The sequence below is a fragment of the Janthinobacterium sp. Bl 1 genome (assembly GCF_058215535.1).
Genome location: NZ_CM177086.1, coordinates 2167997 through 2188928, shown reverse-complemented (window position 1 = coordinate 2188928; position 20932 = coordinate 2167997). Strand labels below are relative to the sequence as shown.

Annotated in this window: 17 protein-coding genes; 11 read left to right on the top strand and 6 right to left on the bottom strand. The window is 63.0% G+C overall.

Features of this window, described 5'->3' with window-relative positions; translation table 11 throughout:
- Window positions 1–18: 18 nt before the first annotated feature.
- The 6 genes from AC4BCN_RS09925 (at window position 19) to AC4BCN_RS09900 (ending at window position 5599) form a co-directional block, all read left to right on the top strand.
- Window positions 19–1920 carry a sensor histidine kinase gene (locus tag AC4BCN_RS09925; protein WP_490493178.1) on the top strand — a complete coding sequence of 634 codons (1902 nt, stop codon included), beginning with the start codon at window positions 19–21 and terminating at the stop codon, window positions 1918–1920.
- On the top strand, window positions 1907–3253 hold the full coding sequence (locus AC4BCN_RS09920) for a sigma-54-dependent transcriptional regulator (RefSeq protein WP_490493177.1): 1347 nt from the start codon (window positions 1907–1909) through the stop codon (window positions 3251–3253). The genes AC4BCN_RS09925 and AC4BCN_RS09920 overlap by 14 nt, the downstream gene beginning before the upstream one ends.
- A 116-nt stretch (window positions 3254–3369) precedes the next feature.
- Window positions 3370–3864 (top strand): hypothetical protein, encoded by a 495-nt coding sequence (locus AC4BCN_RS09915; protein WP_490493176.1) that lies wholly within the window; start codon window positions 3370–3372, stop codon window positions 3862–3864.
- 27 nt (window positions 3865–3891) lie between these two features.
- Window positions 3892–4404 carry a hypothetical protein gene (locus tag AC4BCN_RS09910; RefSeq protein WP_128140003.1) on the top strand — a complete coding sequence of 171 codons (513 nt, stop codon included), beginning with the start codon at window positions 3892–3894 and terminating at the stop codon, window positions 4402–4404.
- 115 nt (window positions 4405–4519) lie between these two features.
- Window positions 4520–4849, top strand: coding sequence for a hypothetical protein (locus tag AC4BCN_RS09905; protein WP_490493175.1), 330 nt, complete (start codon window positions 4520–4522; stop codon window positions 4847–4849).
- Window positions 4850–5002: 153 nt separating this feature from the next.
- Window positions 5003–5599, top strand: coding sequence for a hypothetical protein (locus AC4BCN_RS09900; RefSeq protein ID WP_490493174.1), 597 nt, complete (start codon window positions 5003–5005; stop codon window positions 5597–5599).
- A gap of 54 nt (window positions 5600–5653) precedes the next feature.
- Here the strand turns inward: AC4BCN_RS09900 and pbpC are convergent, their stop codons facing one another.
- A complete protein-coding gene (gene pbpC, locus AC4BCN_RS09895) occupies window positions 5654–7738 on the bottom strand; it encodes a penicillin-binding protein 1C (protein WP_490493588.1) in 2085 nt (694 codons plus the stop codon).
- 17 nt (window positions 7739–7755) lie between these two features.
- Window positions 7756–13500, bottom strand: a complete 5745-nt coding sequence (locus AC4BCN_RS09890) for an alpha-2-macroglobulin family protein (RefSeq protein WP_490493173.1) — start codon at window positions 13498–13500, stop codon at window positions 7756–7758.
- A gap of 471 nt (window positions 13501–13971) precedes the next feature.
- Here AC4BCN_RS09890 and AC4BCN_RS09885 point away from each other — a divergent pair, with 471 nt between their 5' ends.
- Both AC4BCN_RS09885 and AC4BCN_RS09880 read left to right on the top strand, forming a co-directional pair.
- Window positions 13972–15000: an OmpA family protein gene (locus tag AC4BCN_RS09885; protein WP_490493172.1), complete on the top strand. Its 1029-nt coding sequence runs from the start codon at window positions 13972–13974 to the stop codon at window positions 14998–15000.
- A 71-nt stretch (window positions 15001–15071) separates the two neighbouring features.
- Entirely contained in the window at window positions 15072–16019 is a 948-nt protein-coding gene (locus AC4BCN_RS09880) for a YihY/virulence factor BrkB family protein (RefSeq protein WP_034758909.1), read from the top strand.
- A 57-nt stretch (window positions 16020–16076) separates the two neighbouring features.
- Here AC4BCN_RS09880 and AC4BCN_RS09875 read toward each other — a convergent pair whose 3' ends face one another.
- From AC4BCN_RS09875 to AC4BCN_RS09865, 3 genes are all read right to left on the bottom strand, one after another.
- The gene (locus AC4BCN_RS09875) at window positions 16077–17276 is read right to left on the bottom strand and encodes an AI-2E family transporter (RefSeq protein WP_425324033.1); all 1200 of its coding nucleotides are present in this window, start codon (window positions 17274–17276) and stop codon (window positions 16077–16079) included.
- Between the two features lie 72 nt (window positions 17277–17348).
- Window positions 17349–17660: a BON domain-containing protein gene (locus AC4BCN_RS09870; RefSeq protein WP_128140016.1), complete on the bottom strand. Its 312-nt coding sequence runs from the start codon at window positions 17658–17660 to the stop codon at window positions 17349–17351.
- 82 nt (window positions 17661–17742) lie between these two features.
- The gene (locus tag AC4BCN_RS09865; RefSeq protein WP_034758917.1) at window positions 17743–18297 is read right to left on the bottom strand and encodes a hypothetical protein; all 555 of its coding nucleotides are present in this window, start codon (window positions 18295–18297) and stop codon (window positions 17743–17745) included.
- Window positions 18298–18566: 269 nt separating this feature from the next.
- Here AC4BCN_RS09865 and AC4BCN_RS09860 point away from each other — a divergent pair, with 269 nt between their 5' ends.
- The 3 genes from AC4BCN_RS09860 to AC4BCN_RS09850 are packed head-to-tail and all read left to right on the top strand — an operon-like array spanning window position 18567 to window position 19572.
- The gene (locus AC4BCN_RS09860; RefSeq protein WP_128140018.1) at window positions 18567–19013 is read left to right on the top strand and encodes an outer membrane lipoprotein; all 447 of its coding nucleotides are present in this window, start codon (window positions 18567–18569) and stop codon (window positions 19011–19013) included.
- 59 nt (window positions 19014–19072) lie between these two features.
- Window positions 19073–19225: a DUF3309 family protein gene (locus tag AC4BCN_RS09855; protein ID WP_010396415.1), complete on the top strand. Its 153-nt coding sequence runs from the start codon at window positions 19073–19075 to the stop codon at window positions 19223–19225.
- Window positions 19226–19269: 44 nt separating this feature from the next.
- A complete protein-coding gene (locus AC4BCN_RS09850) occupies window positions 19270–19572 on the top strand; it encodes a hypothetical protein (RefSeq protein ID WP_490493171.1) in 303 nt (100 codons plus the stop codon).
- Window positions 19573–19662: 90 nt separating this feature from the next.
- Here AC4BCN_RS09850 and AC4BCN_RS09845 read toward each other — a convergent pair whose 3' ends face one another.
- Window positions 19663–20817, bottom strand: coding sequence for a patatin-like phospholipase family protein (locus AC4BCN_RS09845; RefSeq protein ID WP_436483993.1), 1155 nt, complete (start codon window positions 20815–20817; stop codon window positions 19663–19665).
- Window positions 20818–20932 lie beyond the last annotated feature (115 nt).

Below are 20932 nucleotides of genomic sequence, written 5' to 3'. Positions count from 1 at the left end.
AAGCGACCGCAAACTTATTTGGGGTCTGACCCGGCGGGTCAGACCCCAAGGCTACTCGCCCCCCTGCTGGCCGTGGGGTCGCTGGTCGTGCTGACGTGGGCGTCGTATGCCTGGGTCAAGCAGCGCCAGCTCGACGAATTGCACCGCACCTTGGATTCGCGCGCGGAACTGTATGCGGCGTCCATCGGCGGCGCCCTCAACAAGTACGAATTCCTGCCCCTGGCCGTGGCCCAGAGCGATGCGGTGGCGCAATTGCTGGAACAGCCCAGCGCCGACAAAGTCACGCAAATCAACGCCTACCTGGTCGACATGAACCGCCGCGCGGGCGCCTTTGCCGTCTACGTGCTCGACGACAAGGGCACGACCCTGGCGTCGAGCAACTGGCAAGACCGCAGCTCGTATGTGGGTGTCAACTACGGTTTCCGTCCGTATTTCAAGAAGGCGATCGCAGGCGGCATCGGCCGCTTCTACGGCATCGGCTTTTCCACCTTCGAGGCCGGCTATTTCATTTCGCAGCCCGTGCAGCGCGACGGGCGCATCATCGGCATCGTCGCCGCCAAGGTCAACCTGGACTGGATCGAGCAATCGTGGCGCACGCCCGGCGCTGGCGAACAGATCTGGGTCAAGGATGCGAATGGCGTGATCATCCTGGCCACCACGCCGGCCTTCAAGTTCAAGACCCTGGCCCCGCTGTCGCCGGACGCCAAGAAAGACATCAGCGAACAGCGCCAGTTCCTGCAAGAAAACCTGCCCATCCTGCCGCACCGCGTCAGCCGCCAGTTTGCCGACGGCGCCAGCGTGATGACCCTGGAGCGTCCGCAGACGGGTGATACCCCCGCCTTGTCCGGCAGCGCCGACTACCTGGCCGTGAACCGCGCGCTGGGGCCGCTGCAATGGCAGATCACGGTGCTGGCCGAACTCGACCAGGTGAATGAGGCGGCGCGCAACGCGGCCATCGCCGCCGCGCTGGGCTGGGCCTTGCTGCTGCTGGCCCTGATGTATGCGCGCCAGCGCCGGCGCCGCATCGCCGACAAGCTCAATGCACAGCAAACCCTGGCGCGCGCGTATGAACAGCTGGAAATCAAGGTCGAGCAGCGCACGGCCGACCTGGTCCACGCGAATGGCCGCCTGCAAGCCGAGGTGACGGAGCGCGAACGGGCCGAGCAAACCTTGCGCTATGCCCAGGCGGAACTGGTGCAAAGCGGCAAGCTGGCGGCCATCGGCCAGATGGCGGCCGGCGTCACGCACGAGCTGAACCAGCCGCTGGCCGCCCTGCAAACATTTTCCGATAATGCCAAGGTGTTCCTGGCGCGGGGGCAGATCGACGATGCGCTCGACAACCTGTCGACCATTTCCGACCTCGTCAAGCGGCTCGGCTATGTCACGTCGCAACTGAAAGGCTTTGCGCGGCGCAGCGACGATGCGCGCAAACCCGTCAGCGTGCGCCAGGCGTTCGCGCAAACCATGCTGCAAATCCGCACGCGCAAAAACTCGCAGCGTTTGACCTTGCATGAAAGCTGGCTGGAGGACGATATCATCGTGCTGTGCAACGCCATTGGCCTGGAACAGGTGTTTACCAACCTGATCACCAACGCCATGGATGCCGTGCCGGAAAACGAAGCCGTGCAAATCTGGTTCCAGGTGCGCCGCGAAGGCAGCCTTGCCGTGCTGCATATCACCGATAATGGCCCCGGCATCCCGCTGGCCTCGCTCGACAAGATCTTCGATCCCTTCTATACCACCAAGGAACACGGGCTGGGCTTGGGATTGTCGATCAGCGCAGGCATACTGCGCGCTGCCGGCAGCGCCCTGGCCGTGCGCAACCGCAGCGCGCAGGAAGGGGGCGGCGCACAATTTACCATCACCCTGAGCTGCGACCCGGGGGAGAGAGACAAGGAAACATCTGATGCACGAGAATAATTTTGAAGGCATGCAAGTGCTGCTGGTGGAAGACGATGCCGTCGTGCGCAAGGGCGCCCGGCAATCGCTGGAACTGGCGGGCTTGCAAGTGACGGCCGTCGCCACGGCCGAGGAAGCGCTGCCCTATCTGGTGCCTGAATTTGCGGGCATCTTATTGAGCGACATCAAGCTGCCGGGCATCGATGGCTTGAAACTGCTCGATATCGCCGTGGCGCAGGATGCCAGCCTGCCCGTCATCCTCGTCACGGGTCACGGCGACGTGTCGATGGCCGTGGGTGCCATGCGTCGCGGCGCCTACGATTTCATCGAAAAACCATTTTCCGCCGACTTGCTGGTGGAAGTGTGCCGCCGCGCCCTCGACAAGCGCCACCTGGTGCTGGAAAACATGAACTTGCGCCGCCAGCTCGAGCAGCGCGTCGGCATCGAAGCGCGCATCGTGGGCCGCAGCGCGGCCATGGCCAAGGTGCGCCAGCTGGTGCTGAACCTGGCGCCGAAATCGGCCGACATCATCATCCTCGGCGAAACGGGCACTGGAAAAGAACTGATTGCCCGCTGCCTGCACGACTTCAGCGAGCGGCGAGACCACCCGTTCGTGGCCATCAACTGCGGCGCCCTGCCCGAATCGATCTTCGAATCGGAACTGTTCGGCCACGAAAAAGGCGCGTTTACGGGTGCGCAGCGCCAGCGCATCGGCAAGATCGAGTACGCGAACGGCGGCACCCTGTTTCTCGATGAAATCGAAAGCATGCCGCTGGCCCTGCAAGTGAAACTGCTGCGCGTGCTGCAGGAGCGGCAGGTGGAGCGGCTCGGTTCAAACAAACTCATTTCCGTCAATTTCCGCGTGATCGCCGCCGCCAAGGAAGACTTGAATGTGCTGGCGGAACAGGGGAAATTCCGGCCCGACCTGTATTACCGCCTGAACGTGGCCAGCCTGACCCTGCCCGCCCTGCGCAACCGGCGCGAGGATATCCCGCTGCTGTTCGAATTCTTCGTGCTGCAGGCGGCCCTGCGCTACGGCCAGCCGGCCGCCCTCGTCAGCGGCGAGCTGATCGCGTCCTTGATGGCGCAGCGCTGGGCCGGCAACGTGCGCGAGCTGCACAATGTGGCCGACCGCTTCGTGCTGGGCCTGCTCGACGACACCCTGAGCCCGGCCGGCTGCCGCGAAGCGTCGCTGGCCGAGCAGGTGGACACGTTCGAGATTTCCATCATCGAGGAAGCCTTGCGCCGCCACAATGGCAACGTCATCGATGCGGCGGCCAGCCTGAATATTCCCAAGAAAACCCTGTACGACAAGCTCAAGCGTTTCGACATTTCGACCGAGCAATTTCGCTGACGCCTGCGCCACGGCCAGCCATGCACCCACAGCCGCGGGCGGCGCGCTCCTACTTGCCGCCCTGCCCGCGCGTGCCAGAATCGGTACTCCACTTCAAGCCACGAGAAGGAGTTCCCATGAAACCATCTGCATTGATGCTGGCCACCCTGCTGCTGGGCGGCGCAGCCGCCCTGGCTCAGGCGCAATCGACGGGCAATAGCAATACAACAGGCAACACTGGCAACACGGGCACGGCGGCCCAGCAAGATACGCAGCAAAATACGCGACAGGATGACACGACGCCGCGCAAGCATGACAAGAAACAGAAGCAGAAATCGGGCAAATCGCGCAACAACGATACGACCGGACAGTCCACCAGCGGCACCAACTCGGGCGGCGGTACCCCGGGCAGCGCCGGCCAGTCCGCAGGCAACGCCGCGCGTAGCGGCACGCAAAACATGAACGGCAATACGGGCGGCACAGGCACGTCGGGAACTTCGGGCACGTCAGGGACGTCGGGGACTTCCGGCAATACCGGCAACTCCGGCACGTCGGGTAACACCGGCAACACTGGCAATTCTGGCACCACGGGCAACACGGGTGTGGTGCCGCCGCGCCAGCCCGGCCGCTAAGCGCCGGCAACGCGGCACGGGATAGCCATGACGGCGCTGCAGGCCGCGCTGCTGCTGCACGGCCTGCTGGGCGGGGTCGACGTCATCCTCAACCACGAGCTGCTCGTGCGGTTGCCGTCGCGCCCGGGCGCAGCCGCCGAGCAGCGCCTGCACAGCGCGCGCGAAGTCATCTTCGGCCTGCTGTTTCCCTCGCTGGGCCTGTTCAGCTGGCATGGCTGGCTGGCCTGGTGGCCCGTGGCATTGCTGCTGGCGGAGATACTGGTCTCGCTGCGCGACACCGTGGTCGAAGGCGACACGCGCCGCTTGCCCGTGCCCGAACGCATCCTGCACGTCCTGCTGTTCATCAACCTGGGCGTGATCGCCACCTTGCTGCTGCAGGCGCTGCCCGGCTGGCTTGCCCTGCCGGCCGCCATGCAGGCCCTGCCGCCCGGCGGACCCGGCCAGTGGCTGGCCGCCATGGGCGCCATCTCGCTGGCATGGTCCGTGCGCGATGGCCTGAGCGCGCGGCGCCTGCGCTTGCGTGCGGGCCAACATGCGTGAACACTGGCAATATGCTCACACGCGCATGCGGCATATTCCTACTTGGAAACGGGGACACGCATGTGACAATCGAGTCTCGACAGCAACTCCCAACTTCTTACACAGGACACGCACCATGAAAACTCCCGCTCTCTTGCTGGCCGCCACCCTGATGACCGTTGGCGGCGCCTGGGTGCAAGCCCAGTCGACGACGAATCTGAACCAGACGGGCAACCACACCAACAATGCCAGGGACCCGGGCCAGCAATCGGATGCCTCCGACAAGCTCGACAACAAAGGCAAGCTGGTCCACGACGGCAAGGCCAGCAAAACCCGCACGGACAAGCGCACGCGGCGCGGAAAACAGACGGCCAATCATGGGGACAAACCGCAGAGCGGCACGCCCACCGAGCCGCCAGCGTCCACGCCTGCGGTGCCCAGCATTCCCATCGCCCCCACGAAATAGCATCAGCGCTGCGCCACGTTGCTTCCAGTCACGCTATCATTGCGCCTTTACAAGATAGCCAGGAAGACAATGAAAGCAGCATGGTGTGGAATGATGGCGGCGGGCGTATTGGCGGCCGCGAGCGTACAGGCGGCACCCACCGTAGGCGAGTGCATGGAACTGACGACGGGCATCAAGTTCAGCAAGAACAATGGCGACGCACAAGTCAACGTCGAGGAACTGTTCGAGGGCAAGAAACAAAAGGGCACGCAACTGATCCTCAACGGCGGCGTGCTGCTGGCCACGTCCTACCAGGATATCCGCGATGGCCAGGTATTCTTGACGGGCAACGCCCACTACAATGAAGACGGCACCGTGCGCAGCAAGAATGTCTACACGCCGCAGTCCGCCATCCCCGCCAACATGCGCCCTGGCCAGGAAGTGCGCGTGCAGTTCTCGGACACGCAAACGAGCACCCACTACCCGCTGGCGGGCCTGTCCGACAAGATCACCACCTCCACGCGCACGGACGAGCGCAATTTCTCCATCACCTTCCTGGGCTGGGAACGCCTGGAACTGGGCGGCCGCCGCTTCCCCGACGCCTGCAAGTTCGAACTGCATGATGTGGGCGGCAAAAGCAAAGGCAAAAGCGGCGAATACGTGTGGTACGCGCAAGGCTATGGCGTGATCATGACGGACAAGCTGGACAAGAATGGCGACGTGCAGCCGGCGTACCGGATTGCGCTGACGAAGATCATCAGCGCGCCATAAATGGCGGTTGACTCTATTCCGCTAGATGCTTGCGTAAGACGCAATTAACCCCGCCTACTGCAGCGACGCCAGCGCATTGCCCCGCACCTGGAACGCCACCTGCGCCACCGTCTTGCCCGCATCGTCGACCAGCGCCAGCACATGCTTGCCCGGCACGGGACGCCAGCTGATGCTGTCAAGCGCCGCGCCCATATCCTTGCCGTCGAGTACCCAGCGCAAGGCATGGCTGCCCTGGGCCTGGAAGAACACGCGCTGCAAGGCGGGCGGGATGTCGGGGTCGATGGCGAGGATGCTGTCTTCGGCCGGATACACGATGGCAGGCGGCTTCACGGTGTCGCCCAGAACGGCGATGACGGGGCTTTCCGTGCCGGCGATAAACCATTCGCGGCGCGGCGCTTCGAGCGCGGGCTGATACGCCACCATCTGCTGCAATACGCCGGGCGGCGCTTTCGGGGCATGGCTGGGCACGTTCTTGTGCAGATAATCCATGACGTCGCGCCACACGGGCGCGGCGCCCGTCACGCCCGACACGTCCCACATGGGCTTGCCGTCGAAGTTGCCCACCCAGACGCCCACCGTGTAACGCGCCGAGTAGCCCATGCACCAGTTGTCGCGCATATCCTTGCTCGTGCCCGTCTTGACGGCGCTCCAGAAATTTGTCCCCAGCTCGTTGCGCAAGCCAAACGTCATGCTGCGCGCGGCGCGGTCGGCCAGGATATCGCCGACGATGAAGGCGGCGCCCGGCTCCATCACGCGGCGCCGGTCCTTGCCAGCCCGCCCCGGCTGCAGGCTGGCCGTGCTGTACAAGCCGCCGTTGGCCAGCGCGCGGTAGGCGTTGGCCAGTTCCAGTAGGGTCACTTCGGACGAGCCCAGCGCCAGTGACGGGCCGTAGTACTCGGCCGGTTCCGTCAGGCTGGACAGGCCCACTTCCTTGAGACGGTTGTAAAAGCCGTCCTGCCCCGTCAGCAGCACCGTGCGCACGGCGGGAATGTTCAGGGAGCTGGCCAGGCTGGTGCGGGCGCTGACGTAACCCTTGAAATTGCGGTCGTAGTTTTGCGGCGCATACATGCCGGACGCCGTGGCGACGTCGAGCGGCGAGTCGTCCATGACGGACGCGGCCGTCATCAGCCGGCGCTCGATGGCCAGTTCATATAAAAACGGTTTTAATGTGGAACCGGCCTGTCGCAGGGCCGCCACGCCATCGACATGGCTGCCGCCCGCATTGCCGACATAGGCGAGGATTTCGCCGCTGCGGTTATCTAACACGATGATGGCGCCATCGTTGACATTGCGCTCGCGCAAGGAGGCCAGTTGCTGGCGCAGGTTTTCCTGCGCGAAGCGCTGCAAAGGACCATCGAGCGTGCTGGCGACCTGCGCACCGGGCTGTTTCAGCAACTGCTGCGCCACTTGCGGCGCCGGCGCCAGCTCCGCGGCCAGCGCATTGCGCTGCAGGGCCGTCTGCACGCGCTGGCCGATCAGCTGGCAACTGCTATCCATGCGCCATTCTTTTGCCAGCGCGCAGGCACGCCGCGTGACGGTGGCCGGCGGCGCGTTCGGTGCGCGCACGAGGCTGGCCAGGATGATGGCGTCCGTCTGGTTCAGGCCGGACGGCGCCTTGCCGAACAGGCTGTACGAGGCGGACGCGATGCCCTGCAGCTCGCCGCGGAACGACACCAGATTCAAATACGCTTCAAAAATCTGCGCCTTGCTCCAGCTATCCTCGATGGCTTGCGCGGCGCGCATCTGGTCCCACTTCTGGCGCAGGCTGCGTCCGCCCGAGGACGCCTGCAAGTCCGCATCGAGCTGGCCCGCCAGCTGCATGGTGATGGTCGAGGCGCCCCGAGGTTTCTTGGAAAACAGATTGTCCCAGGCGGCCGTCGCCAGCGCGGACACATCCACGCCGCCATGCTGCATGAAACGCTGGTCTTCCGCCAGCAGCACGGCTTGCTGCACGGCCGGCGAGATATCGGCCAGCGGCACCCATCGCAAGCGCCGCACCTTCATGTCCACGCGCAACGATTGCAGCGGCGCGCCGCTACGGTCGAGCAACTGCGCTTCCGAACTGCGGTAGGCAGCCTGCACCTGGGCCGGCGTCAGAATCGCCTCGGCGAAGACCGGGCCGGCCAGCAGGCAGCCCATCAGTAAAACCTTGCCTTTCACTGCCCCACCTTCACATTCGCATTCGGCGACTCGCCAAACATCTCGGGCGAATACATGGCCTCGATGCGCGTGGCCGGCAGGCTGAAGTCGCCAGCATTGTTCAGGCGCACCGTGTATTCCACGCTCCAGTTACCCTTCGGAACAAACGCGTAATACGCGCGGAAGGCGTCGAAAGCGCGTTCCTCGAACGTGGGCCAGACCCAGCCCGTGGATTTTTCGCCGGCCGTCATCAGCTGCGAATCACGGCCCAGGCCGTTGCCCAGCACCGTGGCACTGGCGGGAATCGGATCGTCGACCACGACCCAGCTCATGTCCGCCTGCGCCGACAACTCCAGGCGCACGCGGTAGACGTCGCCGCGCGACCATGCGCCCGCCGTCTTCTGTTCCACCGGCGTCATGGTTTTCTTGATCGTGTAACCGCTGGACACAGGCGCCTTGAGCGGGATCGCCGCCAGGCTTTGCACGGTGGCCCACGGTTTGCCCGTGCCGCTGTGCGCCAGGCCCAGGGTGTCCGTGCCCTTCGGCCACGCTTGCAGCACGGGGCCCACTTTCGCCGCGCCGTTCCACACGAGCGCTTGCGTATCACCGCCCAGCTTGACGGCGCTGGCGCCCGTCACGGGGGTGGATTCGAACTTGGCCGAGAACTTGTTGATGGCCAAGGTGCCCCAGGCGTTGGCTACCGTCGTATCCCAGCGGCCCTTCTTCTGGCGGCCCATGCTGCCGCGCACGAGGCGGCCGATGTCATCCTTCCACGCCGGGTTGTCCATCACGGCCAGCAGCAGCCGGTTGGCATTGACGTCGCCCGAGACCATCAGCCACCACCAGTTATCCTTGCGCTCGGTGGAAAAGCCCATGGTCGTACCCTGGAAATTCAGGCGCGAACGCAAAATCTGCTGCGCCTCGGCCAGCAGCGCATCGCGGCGTGCCAGGCTCGGCGTGCGTTGCAGCAACAGGCTCCAGTCGATGACGGCGGAAGTCGGCCACAGGTTCGGGTTGATGCTGATGCTTTCCAGCGCATCGGGCGGCACCTTGTTCGAACGCGACAACGCTTCCAGTGCGGCGAGCTTGCGCACGGCCAGGTCGGTCGTGTCCAGCGCGGAACGGCGCACGATGCGGCCCTGCACGAAGGCCGTCAAGGCTGCTTCCATGCGGTTTTTCGTCTGTTCGGGAATCGCATAGCCCGCTTCCCGGGTTGCCGACAACACATACGCCGTCAAGCTGTCGCTGCCCTGTTCCATGATGGGGAAGTATTTCAGCATGCCGTCGCCATCCAGGTAGGCGGGCAGGCTGGCGGCCAGCTTGTTCCACGCCTCCTGGTCTTGCAGGGCGATGGCCTTCGACGTGTTTTGCTCGAAGCAGGTGTACGGATACGCGGCCATGTACTCGCGCACACCTGGCAGCTCACCGCCGAGCTTGGCGACAAAGCTGGTCTGGATGCCGCCCCGGCCCGGCAAGGCGCCGGCCGGCATTTGCACGGACATATTGATGGGCTTGTCGACTTGCTGCAAGGTTGCCTGGTACGTGCGTACGGGCGTGGCCTGGCCTACCTTTTGCGTGATTTTCAGTTTATCGGTATGGCTACCTGCCTTGGCGCCGATCTCCCACACAATCTGTTGCGCGCCGAGCGGCACCTGGTAATCCCAGCCCGTTTCGCGCGCTTCGCCCGCCGCCAGGGTCAAGCTCTGGCGCGGCAAGGCCTTGCCAGCCGCGCTGGCGTTCAATTCCACATTCAGCGAGGCGGCCGAGGTGTTGCGCACGGTGAAACCGGCGCGCAACTGGTCGCCTTCGCGCACGAGGGTCGGCAAGCCCGACATCAGGATCAAGTCTTGCGAGCTGCGGATGTCCGTGCTGCCCGTGCCGAACAGTTCCTTGCCGGCGCTGGCGATGGCGACGATGCGGAACGCCGTCAATGAATCGTTGAGCGGCACTTGCACCGTGGCTTCGCCCTTGGCGTCGAGCTTGACCGTGCCCTTCCAGAACAGCAGGGTGTCGAACAGCTCGCGGCTGGCGCCCTTGCCGCCGCCACCGCCGGCCGGGAAGGCCTTGCGGCCAAAGTGGCGCTTGCCGATCACCTGCATCTGCGCCGTCGCCGTTTCCACCTGCAGGCTGCGCTGCGCCATCATGGTGTCGAGCAATTTCCAGCTATCGTTGGGCATCAGTTCCAGCAAGCCCGTATCGACGGCCGCCAGCGCCACTTCGGCGCCGACTGGCAACGGTTTACCGTCGGCGCGGCGCACGCGCACGGACACTTCCGCCTTGTCGCGCGTCTTGTACACCTCTTTGTCGGACACCACCATCACGTTCAGTTCATGCGCCTGCCACCCCACGTTCAGCGGTGCAATGCCCATCTTGTAGGCCGGCTTGCCCAAGTCCACCAGGGCCGTCGGCTGCACGCCATCGACCCTGCCCCGCACGACAAACACGGACACATACACATTCGGTGCGTAGTTCGGTTTGACCGGGATATTCACCACTGGTTCCCGGCCATTGAGCTGGCGCACATAGGTATCGAGAATGCCTTCGCGCTCGACCGTGATCAGCGCCGTGCCCGAACGGAACGGCATGCGCACCTGCAAGCTTGCTTCCTGGCCCGGTTCATAGCGTTTCTTTTCAGGCAGCACGTCGATGCGGTCATTGTCGCTGGCGTTGAACCACCAGTCGCCGCTGCCGGCCACCCACGTTTCGCGGTTGGCGACAGCCGCGTTGCCGGCACTGTCCCGCGTGCTGGCGCGCAAAATCAGGTTGCCGCTGGCGGGCGCCTTCACGTCGCACATCAGCAAGCCCTTGCCATCCGTCTTGCCCGCGCATGCAGGGCCCAGCTTGACCACTTCGCTGCTGTTTTCATATGCATAGAAACCGCCGATCAGCCGCCGGCGGTGCGAATAGCTGTTGCGCTGGAAGAAATCGACGGCGACCGGGGCGTTCGCCACGGGCTTGCCATTGGTGCCGAGCACGGCCACGGTAAACTTGAAGGCATCCTTGCTCAGGGCCCAGGCATCGGGCTTGATGCCGATCAGATAGTTTGACGGCCACAGCGGGACGCGCGTGGCAACGGAAGCCGTCTCGCCATTCGCATCCTGGAACGCCATTTCCGCCACCAGGTCGCGCGGCGTGGACAGCTGCGGCAGCTGGTCGATGACGATGCGCGCGCCGCCCGCCTTGTCCAGGGTCAAGCTTTGCGTGCGCGCGGCCGCCGCACCGGCGTCGGCACGCCCGCCATTGCCTTCGTCCTGCCACCCGCCCTCATCGTCGTCGTAGCCGGTGCCCTGCTTGACAAGACCTTCCTTCACGTCGCCATTGCTGAAGCTGTACTCGGGATAATCGGCAAACGTCACGCTCTTGTCTTGCAGCACCGTGCGCAGCTTGACGGGCGCGTTGGTGGCCGCGCCGCCGGCCAGATACGTGATTTGCGCATCGAGGGCCAACTGCCTGGCCTGCACGGCGGGCGCTTTCGGGCCCTGCAGCACGGCTTTCATGGTCGGTACGCGGAATGCCTCCACGCGGAAACTGCCGGAAGGACGGCCCGCCATCGTTACGCTGTATTCGCCCTGCTTGGCGTCGGCGGGAATGAGCCAGTCGCTTTCCGCCGTGCCGCTGGCGGACCAGCGCAGCGGCAATTGATAGTTCTGGTCGCTGCCCTGGTGCGTGATGACGACGGAGGTGGCGCTGCCGGGACCGTTGTTCTTGTCGACCAGGCTCATGCCCTCGCCCGTGTGCTTGCGTATAAAATGCTTCATGTGCACGGTTTCGCCGGCGCGCAGCAAGGTGCGGTCAAAAACCGTGGCCAGCAGGGTGTTGTCGGCGCGCGTGTCGTCCGTGGGCAAATTGAAACGCCACGCTTCGATGCCGCCCACCCAGTCCGACAGGGTGAACGTCATGTCGCCGCCGCTGCGCGCGCTGATAAAGTAGCGGCCATTGTTCTTGCAGCTGGAATTGGCCAGCTCGCCGGGGATGTGCGCCACGCCGTCCGCGCCCGTGGCGCCTTGCCACAACAGCTTGCCGGCGCAGTCGCGCACGGCCACTTGCGCTTTCGCAACAGGCGCGCCCTTGTCGAGCGACGTCACCCACACGAGCGACGATTGCGCGCCATGCTTGAAGTGGGCCGCCAGATTCGTCACCAGCGCGGCCGTGCGGATATAGGCCGTCGTCGGTTTGCCCAACAACACTTTGCCGAGGATGGGGCTGGCCAGTTCGACCACGTAAAAGCCTGGTTTTTGCAGCGGAATGCCGATCACTTCAAAGGTTTTCTTGCCATCGGGGCGCGGCAGGCTGATGGGACGCGTGCCGGAGGCTCCCGACAGCACGGATTTGCTCATGTTGCCCGCATATTGCGCGTAGGGCTGCCAGTATTCGCCGCCGTCGCCGTTGCCGGCCAGGCGCTGCATCCACTCGATGATGAACTTGTCGTCATTGTCGGGCACGCGCAAGGTGGCGCCCGTGGCGGCTGCGGATGGCTGGGCGATTTCCTTGCCCGTCAGCACGGGTTCGATATTGCGCACCGTCACGGGCAGCAAGCCGTCGCCCTTCGCTTCGATGATGCCGAACGGGGCCGGGAATTTGAGCAGCGGTGGTTGTTCGCCCGTGCGCACCGTCATGGGGAAGCGCGCGCGGTTGAGCAAGGCGCGGCCCGCATCATCCGTCAGCTTCGGCGGCAGGCTCAAGACAAAACTCGCTTGCACGGGGAAGGGGCCGTTGAAGGCGGCGCTGTACAGGAATTCCGCCTTTTCTTCCTCTTTTGAAATCGTCGGTACATACGTCTTGCCGCCGCCTTTCAGGGTCATGGCGCGCACCAGCGATGCTTTCACGGGTGCGGAAAACTGCACGCGCATGGGCAGGAAGGGTATGCATTGCTCCTTCGGATTGCTGCGCTCACAGCTGAACTTGGCCGTGAAGTCGGGACGCGTCTTGAACTGCAGGGTTTGCGCCTTCTCCGTGGCGATGCCGCTGGCGCTGGCGATGCCTTCGCCCCACACGAGCGACACCTTGGCGTTGGCGGGGAAGCTGCGCTTGCATTGCAGCACGGTGACGGGCAACGGCGGCGCGCCCTTGCTGGCGACGGGCATGCCCGCTTTCCACACGACGCCCCGCTGTTTGAAGTACACGGTCAGATAGCGGTCGAGGAAACTCTTGCGCAGGGTCAATACCTGCTCCAGTTCCTTGCCTTTGAACACGCGCACGGGAATCTTTTCATTGATGCCATCGGCGCGGCAATACGCATTGGCGGCCACGCTGGCCTCGTTCGGCGTGGCGTCCAGGCCCAGCACGAATATCTGGTTTTCATCGATATAGGGCTGGCCATCATACGGTACGGCCTCGACTATGGCCGGGCCGCCCGTGGTGAAACGGTAGGACGTCGTCCCTTGCAAAGCCTGGCCCGCCAGGTCCTTCAGCCCCGGCTTCAAGGTGAAGCTGCAGGCCACGCCGGCCGGCAAGTCGCGCTCGAAATCGAAGTTCCAGTTGCGCTCGTCGGCCCAGCGCCCCGCGCCCGCCACGACGCCAGGCTCGGCCTTGCCGCAATCGATGGCGAACGGCGCGGGCAAGCCCATGTCGCCGAACGGCACCATCGGCGTGGCGAACTGAGCCCGTACCTGGCGCACGGCCTTGACCGTGCCGTTCGGTGAAAACACGGACACGCCGCTATCGGACCAGGCCGGCGCCGCCAGGCCCAGCGACAGCAGCAGGCACAAGGTGCCCCGTTTGCCAGGCAGCGGGGAAGAAAAAATACGGGGCAGGTCAGGCACGGGTGACTCCTTGATGAAAAGTGGCGGAGCTGGCTGCGGCGCGCAAAAGTTGCCTGGCGGAAGCCCGGAAAAGCAACAGAACGCGGCAGGAATACAACATCAATGTAATATTAGTTATCAAGCTCATCATTGTTGCTAATATACAGTGGCATGCAGGTGACAAGCCGTACGATTGCCTCTTGCCACGGCGCCAGGAAGTGGCGTGCTTGTAAAAGTTTCACCTAGCAAATTAGTTTTTTTCAACACCAAAGCCCTTGTCGTGAATCTGCAACACCATTGATATACCGCAATGCTTTGTGCGCCAGCGCACCGACCACGCGAACCTGCAACCGTATTCTCTAGTCCAACAGCAGTGCATTTATCGCAAGAAAGCGCACCTGGAAGTGTGGTCTATCTCTAGCAATAGCACGTGTAGCAAGATGTCGTTTTGATGCCGTAGAGAAAATCTCTTATCAACGTTGGGAGTTACTTGTGAATAATCTAAAAAAAATCGCCGTTGCCGCCGCAGTCCTGTGCTCTGCCCTCGGCGCACAGGCCCAGGAAATCAATCCCTCCTGGTATATTCAACCTAGCATCAACGCACTCAAACCAGATTCCGACTTTGCCACGGATAAAACCGGCTATGGCGCAGGCTTGCGTTTCGGTAAGCCTGTTTCCCAGGATTGGGATATCCAGCTGGGCACCACGTATGCCCGTTCCAAGGATGGCGGCCAGCGCTACCAGCAAAATACGCTGGGCGTAGACGGCCTGTACATGTTCTCGCGCAAAGCCTTCCGTCCCTTCCTGCTGGTCGGTGCCGGCATGCAACGCGATAAAGACACCAGCTTCGCCTTCGGTGAACGCAGCAAGAGCTCGCCATACGCCAGCGTGGGCCTGGGTTTCCAGTCCACGATCAACGATCAATTGTCGTTCCAGGCTGACGTGCGCAATGTGCACGGCTTCCTGCGCGGCAATACCTTCGACCCGAGCAGCAAGTCCAACAACTACTACGTCACCGTGGGTCTGAACTTCGCGTTCGACAAACCGCCTGCACCGCCGCCACCACCGCCACCACCGCCAGTGCGTGAAGAAGTCGTCGTGGTCGTGCCGCCACCACCGCCGCCACCGCCGCCAGCACGCTTTGAAAAAGTGACGATGTCGGCAACGGAACTGTTCGCGTTCGACAGCGCCAAGCTGGGTCCGACACAGACCAAGCTCGACGAAATCGCCCGCGTGCTGACCGCAGCGCCGGACGTCAACAACGTCGTCATCAGTGGTTATGCCGACCGCATCGGTTCGCCCAAGTACAACCTGAAACTGTCGCAGCAGCGCGCTGATGCAGTCAAGGAATACCTGGTCGCCCATGGTGTTGCCGCCAACCGCCTGACGGCCGAAGGCAAGGGCTCCACGAATCCTGTCGTCACCTGCGACAACAAGAAACGTGCCGACCTGATCAAGTGCCTGGAACCAAACCGCCGCGTTGAAGTGGAGCAAATCACCATCGAACGCCGCGTGCAATAAGCTGAACAGTGGTACGCCACTTGTGAATTAAAAAAAAGGGGCTCGCGCCCCTTTTTGCATTGAAAGCCACCATGAATTTCTCTACCCGCTATCCCAAACTGGCCAGCCTGGCGCCGTTCAGCAAGCAGATGCGCAGTGTCCTCGTCTGTTCCGTCACCGAATGGCTGGAACACCGCGCCTCGAGCAAGGGCGCCGCCCTCGCCTATTACACCCTGTTTTCCATCGCCCCCATCCTCGTGCTGGTGATTGCCATCGCCGGCTTTTTCTATGGCCCGGCCGCCGCGCGCGGCGAGCTGATGGGGCAACTGCAGGGCTTGCTGGGCACGCAGGGCGCCGAAGCCATTCAGCTCGTGCTGGCCGGCGCGAAAAACCATGAACAGGGCCGCATCGCCACGCTCATCGCCAGCGCCCTGCTGCTGTTTGGCGCCACCAGCGTGTTTGCCGAGCTGAAAGCCAGCCTCGACGAAATCTGGCAAGTGCCGCCCTTGAAGGAAGCGGGCGCCTGGGACATGCTGCGCACGCGCCTGCTGTCGTTCGGCCTGGTACTGGTGCTGGCCTTCCTGCTGATGGTGTCGCTGGTGGTCAATGCCGCCATGGCCATCCTCGCCAACTTCTGGGAGGGCGTGTGGAAGGACACGGCCGTGCTGTTTACCATCCTGTCGAACCTGATCGGCTTTGCCGTCATCGCCAGCCTGTTTGCCGTCATCTATAAAATGCTGCCGCGCGTGCGCCTGTCCTGGCGCGACGTGCTGATCGGCGCCATCGGCACGGCTTTCATGTTTTCGCTGGGGAAATATGCGATTGGCGTGTATATCGGCAATAGCGGCGTGGCCAGCAGCTATGGCGCGGCCGGTTCGCTGGTGGCGCTGCTGCTGTGGGTGTATTACTCGGCGCAAATCTTCTTCCTGGGCGCCGAATTCACGCGCCAGTTCGCCCTGCAGCTGGGCAGCATGAAGGATATGCCGAAGACGGAAGACGGCGACCTGCAAGTGAAGATATTGAAACGCCACCAGTCGTAAGCAGTCTGCACGCAACAACGGCGCCCGCAGGCGCCGTTTTTCTTATCCAGCCTCAACTTACTCGCCCAGCAATTCCGCCACCACTTCCATGCCCTGCACGCGCTCGGCCACGACCTTCACGATGACGATGATGGGCACGCCCAGCAGCAAGCCCCAGACGCCCCACAGCCAGCCCCAGAACAGCAGGCTGATGAAGACGGCCGTGGGGTTCATGCGGGCGATGCGCCCCGTCATCCACGTGGTGACAAAAGTGCCGACCAGCGTGGCGATGGCCATCGACGTGCCCGTCACCAGCAAGACCATTTCCAGCGATTCGAACTGCAAAAAGGCGACGAGCCCCGTGGCGATGGTGATGAGCAAGGGGCCGAAGTACGGCATGATGTGCAGCAAGCCGGCCACGATGGCCCAGGCGCCCGCGTTTTCCAGGCCGATCACGCGCAGGGCGATCCACATCAGGACGGCCAGCAAGCCATTCGTGACGAGCAGCATGAACATATAGTTCTGGATCGAGGTATTGATGTCTTCCAGGATGTGCACGGTGACCTTCTTGCGGCTCAGCGACGGTCCCGTCAGCTTGACGAGCTTGCGCTTGAAGGTGTCGCCCGACAGCAGCAGGAAAAACACGAGGAAGATGACCATGGTGGCCTGGCTGACAAAGCCCACCAGACCCAGCGAGCCGGCCCAGACCCAGTCCATGATCTTGAAATTGGGGCCTTCGGACGCTGCCGCGGCGCGGCGGTTGTTGCGGCGCGCCTCGGCGCCGGCGGCCACTTGCTCGATCTCATTGGCCACGGCCTGCATCTTCTGGAAGGTGCTGTTCTTGCCGCCCGTATTGGCGGCGATCAGGCGCGACAGTTTATGCGTGGCGGCTGGCAACTCTTCAACGATGGATTCGAATTCGCCCTGCACGCGCTCGACCACGACGATGGAGCCGAACAGGATCAGGGCCGTGACGACCGTGGTGCCGATGGCGCGCGGCAGGCGCAGCTTTTCCAGCCAGGCGACGACGGGATTGAGGGTATAGGCAATGAAAATGCCGAAGATGACGGGAATGAGGAATTTCTGTGCCCACTGCAGCGCATAAATGAAGCTGACGGTGGCGATGATGCCCAGCGCCATGCCACGCGCATTGACATGCAGCGGCAAACGCAAGGATGCGTCCAGGTGCTCCACGGGCGTGCCGGGAGGTGGCCCGGCAGGCTCGGTGGAAGCAGCCGCCACCGGCTCGGGCGGGGTATCTGAAGGCTGGATATGCATGCGATTCCCGCGACGGTCGGTGGTGGGCCGCAGCACCAGCCGTGGGGCTGGCCGCTGCGGCGGGTCAGGCCATTACTTGACGCGGATGTCGTTTTTCACCGACTTCACGCCCTTGACGCCACGGGCAACTTCACCCGCTTTGGCGGCATCGCCAGGCTGGGCAACGAAGCCGCTCAGCTGAACCACGCCCTTGAAAGTTTCCACGTTGATTTCCGTCGATTTCAGGGTAGGCTCGTTGAAGATGCTGGCTTTCACTTTGGTGGTGATGGCCGCGTCGTCGATGTACTCGCCCGTGCCTTCCTTGGTTGGGGTCGAAGCGCAGCCTGCAACGGCGAACAGGGAAGCGACGAAAAGGCCAGTAGCGATAGATTTAGTGAATTTCATGGTTTTTTCCTTAGGAGTGGTCAATCAATGTGCTCACAATGAGCTTCTTATACCAGTGTGGTGACTGCGCGCCGGATGGCGCTCAGTAGCCAAACTGGGTTTTTGCAGCCTTGATACAGTCATCCTTGGCTGCGCCGGCTAATGCATCGCATTTTTCTGTCGCGACCTTGTACTCGGCTTTTCTTTTTGCTTCACGCGCATCGCTGCGCGCTTCGATGACTTTCTTGTCCGCCTTGGCATCGGCCAGGGCCGCCACCTTGGTGGACTTGGCCAGCTTGACGCAGACATCCTTGTCGTTGCCCGTCACCGCATTGCAGCGCGCCAGGTCGACGTCGTAATTGGCATCGGCAATCTTGATGCGCGCCTTGGTGTAGGCGCGCAGGGTATTTGTGTATTGCGCTTGGGCCACGGCTTCATCGTAGGTACGCACGGCCTTCGCTTCGGCGATGCAGACATCCTTCGGATTGCCCGTGATTTTTTCGCACTCGGCATGCGCGAGCTTGTAGTTCAGGGCAGCCTGTTCATTGGCCGCCTTGTAGGCTGCTTTTGCTTCCGGCGTGGCGGCCACTGCCTGGCCGCCCCAGGCGGCGCATGCCAGGCTGACGACGATGGCAGTGAAAAGCTTATTCTTGTTCATATTGTATTTCTCCCTGGTGGTGCCAAACATGTCTGCTTGGCATGACTACCGTTTTACGTGGATAGTCGCCGCTCTTCTGTACGCTGCCGTACACAAGTAATTTATTTTGAAAGCAAAAGGGAGACAGGGAGAAATAACAACGTTTTGATGAATCGCCACGGTAAAAAATACCATTTTTGGCAGCAAATATGTACGTGCGGCAGCGTACAGACCCGGGACGGGGGCATGACTAAGATGGCACTACACCCTCACCTCGTCAGGAGAATAAAATGAAAACCAACGCCACCTTGGCCGCACTGATGCTCGCCGCAACCGCCGTACTCAGCGGTTGCGCCACCGGCCCGTCCCAATCACAACAGTATTACCCGGCCAACCAGCCTGAGTCCGCCATGTACGGCACCGTCGACTCCATCCAGATCGTGCAGGGTGGTGGCCAAACCAGCGGCGCCGGCGCCGTGGTCGGCGGCATCGCCGGCGCCCTGCTGGGCAATACCATCGGTTCGGGCAGCGGACGCACGGCCGCCACCGTGGCGGGCGCCGTCGCCGGCGGCGTCGTGGGCAACCAGGTCGAAGGCCGCAAGCAGCAGGCCCAGGCTTACCAGATCAGCGTGCGTCTCGACAACGGCGAATACCGTACCGTGGTGCAGGACAACGCCAATGATTTGCGCCCGGGCAACCGCGTGCGCATCGTTGACGGCCGCGTCTACCGCTATTAATCCGCTGGCCAGGCTTGCCAGCAAGCCTGCGCCGGACCACGCACCAACAAGGAGATACCATGGGCACCATCATTCTGATCATCTTGATCCTGGCCCTGGTCGGCGTCCTGCCCACCTGGCCGCATAGCCGCAACTGGGGTTACGGCCCCAGCGGCATCGCCGGCCTGGTCGTAGTGATACTGATCCTGCTATTGCTGACAGGCAGGTTGTAAAAAAAGGCGCTACGGCGCCTTTTTTATTTCAAGGAGGAAATACCATGACTATCCACAACACACTATTGGCCACCCTGTTCGCCTGCAGCCTGGCGCCGCTGGCACTGGCCCAGACAGCCACGCCGCAGCCAGGCGACCCGCAACGCTGGTACCAGGAAGACAACACGGCGCAAGCCCAGCTGCGCACCCTGCGCAAGGAAATCGCCGCCGCCCTGGCCGAGGCCAAAAAAGCCTGCCGTTTGGAACCGTCCGCCGCGCGCGCCACCTGCCTGAAGGATGCACAAGACACCTACCGGCAAGACATGGCGAACGCGGAAAAACTGCGCGAGGCGGCACATCCGCAGTGATGCAGAACCGTACTCTTGCTCTGTACTCTTGCTCTATACTCTTGCAACGCCTTGGCAAAACCGTCGCGCAGCAGGTTTTGACAGGCGTCACTAAGCAGCGTCGCGTTCGTAGGGGGGCAGTTCGTGCACCACGAGCGGCGTATCTTCCGTGACAAAAGCCAGCCAGCCGGCCGCCTTGATCGCGCGCAAGCCATCCTGGTAGCCCTGCTCCCAGCGCCACTCGATCGAACCCTTGGAAAAATTGATATCCTTGGCCGCCATGTGCCAGTCGCGCCCCGCATACGGCAGGCGCACGATGTGCATGGTGCTGTCGCAACCGAGCGCCACCAGTTCTTCCGTCTGCTGGCGGTTGTGCTTGGTGTCGGGCAGGCCGGCGTACAGTTCGCGCAATTTGCGCTGCAAGGTGTGCGTGTTGACATAATCGGCGATATGCCGCTTCGAGCGCGAGGCGAAGGTGACATCCTTTTGCCGCGTCTGCACTTCATCGAGGGTGGTCGGTTCCGGCCCTTCCGAGCTCCACAGGTCCACCATGAAGACCAGCGTATCGACGTGGGGCGTGTCGTCGAGCACGGTTTCGAGCGGCGTATTCGAGTACAGGCCGCCATCCCAATATAAATCGCCATCGACGCGCACGCCGGCAAAGCCGGGCGGCAAGGCGCCGCTGGCGCGGATATGGTCGGCCGTCAGGGCTTGCTGCTGGCTGTCGAAGCTGGTGAGGCTGCCGCATTTGACGCGCAGGGCGTTGACCGTCAGGCGCATGCCGCCCGGCTCGTTCAGGTAATCGAAGTCGACCAGTTCCTCGAGGGTGCTGGCCAGCTCGCTGGTGTCATAAAAACTGGCCTCTTCCGGCTTGACGGCGACTCCCGCAGGAAACAGGCTGAAGGTGCGCGGCTTGAAAAAGCCGGGCACGCCGCGCAGCACCGTATCGAGCGTGGCCAGCCAGATGTTCGAGCGGCGCTGCTGATCGGAGACCAAATTCATGTCGATGCTGTCGCGGTGCGCCACGCGCTGCCAGAACTGTTTCAGGCGCACGAGCCGGTCTTCGTGCTTGTTGCCGGCCAGAATGGCGGCATTGATGGCGCCGATCGAGGTGCCCACCACCCAGTCGGGCGCCAGGCCATGTTCGTGCAGCGCGTGGTAGACGCCGGCCTGGTAGGCGCCCAGTGCGCCGCCGCCCTGCAGCACCAGCACGATGCGCAGGCGCGAGGGATTTAACTGATTGATCGGTGTCTTCGAATGCGTCATCAAGATGGCCCCTCTGTCCGCCGCGCGAAATACGGCGTGAATCATTGTAAGGGATTGCGTGTATGCGCGCCGGACCTTGGGTGCAGGCAAAAAAAAACGCCGTCAATGACGGCGT

Excerpts from the sequence above, each read along its gene's own strand:
- AC4BCN_RS09920 (WP_490493177.1), top strand. The coding sequence starts at position 1,907 with ATGCACGAGAATAATTTTGAAGGCATGCAAGTGCTGCTGGTGGAAGAC.
- AC4BCN_RS09915 (WP_490493176.1), top strand. The coding sequence starts at position 3,370 with ATGAAACCATCTGCATTGATGCTGGCCACCCTGCTGCTGGGCGGCGCA.
- AC4BCN_RS09910 (WP_128140003.1), top strand. The coding sequence starts at position 3,892 with ATGACGGCGCTGCAGGCCGCGCTGCTGCTGCACGGCCTGCTGGGCGGG.
- AC4BCN_RS09905 (WP_490493175.1), top strand. The coding sequence starts at position 4,520 with ATGAAAACTCCCGCTCTCTTGCTGGCCGCCACCCTGATGACCGTTGGC.
- AC4BCN_RS09900 (WP_490493174.1), top strand. The coding sequence starts at position 5,003 with ATGGAACTGACGACGGGCATCAAGTTCAGCAAGAACAATGGCGACGCA.
- pbpC (WP_490493588.1), bottom strand. The coding sequence starts at position 7,738 with ATGGGCTGCCTGCTGGCCGGCCCGGTCTTCGCCGAGGCGATTCTGACG.
- AC4BCN_RS09880 (WP_034758909.1), top strand. The coding sequence starts at position 15,072 with ATGAATTTCTCTACCCGCTATCCCAAACTGGCCAGCCTGGCGCCGTTC.
- AC4BCN_RS09875 (WP_425324033.1), bottom strand. The coding sequence starts at position 17,276 with ATGCATATCCAGCCTTCAGATACCCCGCCCGAGCCGGTGGCGGCTGCT.
- AC4BCN_RS09870 (WP_128140016.1), bottom strand. The coding sequence starts at position 17,660 with ATGAAATTCACTAAATCTATCGCTACTGGCCTTTTCGTCGCTTCCCTG.
- AC4BCN_RS09865 (WP_034758917.1), bottom strand. The coding sequence starts at position 18,297 with ATGAACAAGAATAAGCTTTTCACTGCCATCGTCGTCAGCCTGGCATGC.
- AC4BCN_RS09860 (WP_128140018.1), top strand. The coding sequence starts at position 18,567 with ATGAAAACCAACGCCACCTTGGCCGCACTGATGCTCGCCGCAACCGCC.
- AC4BCN_RS09855 (WP_010396415.1), top strand. The coding sequence starts at position 19,073 with ATGGGCACCATCATTCTGATCATCTTGATCCTGGCCCTGGTCGGCGTC.
- AC4BCN_RS09850 (WP_490493171.1), top strand. The coding sequence starts at position 19,270 with ATGACTATCCACAACACACTATTGGCCACCCTGTTCGCCTGCAGCCTG.
- AC4BCN_RS09845 (WP_436483993.1), bottom strand. The coding sequence starts at position 20,817 with ATGACGCATTCGAAGACACCGATCAATCAGTTAAATCCCTCGCGCCTG.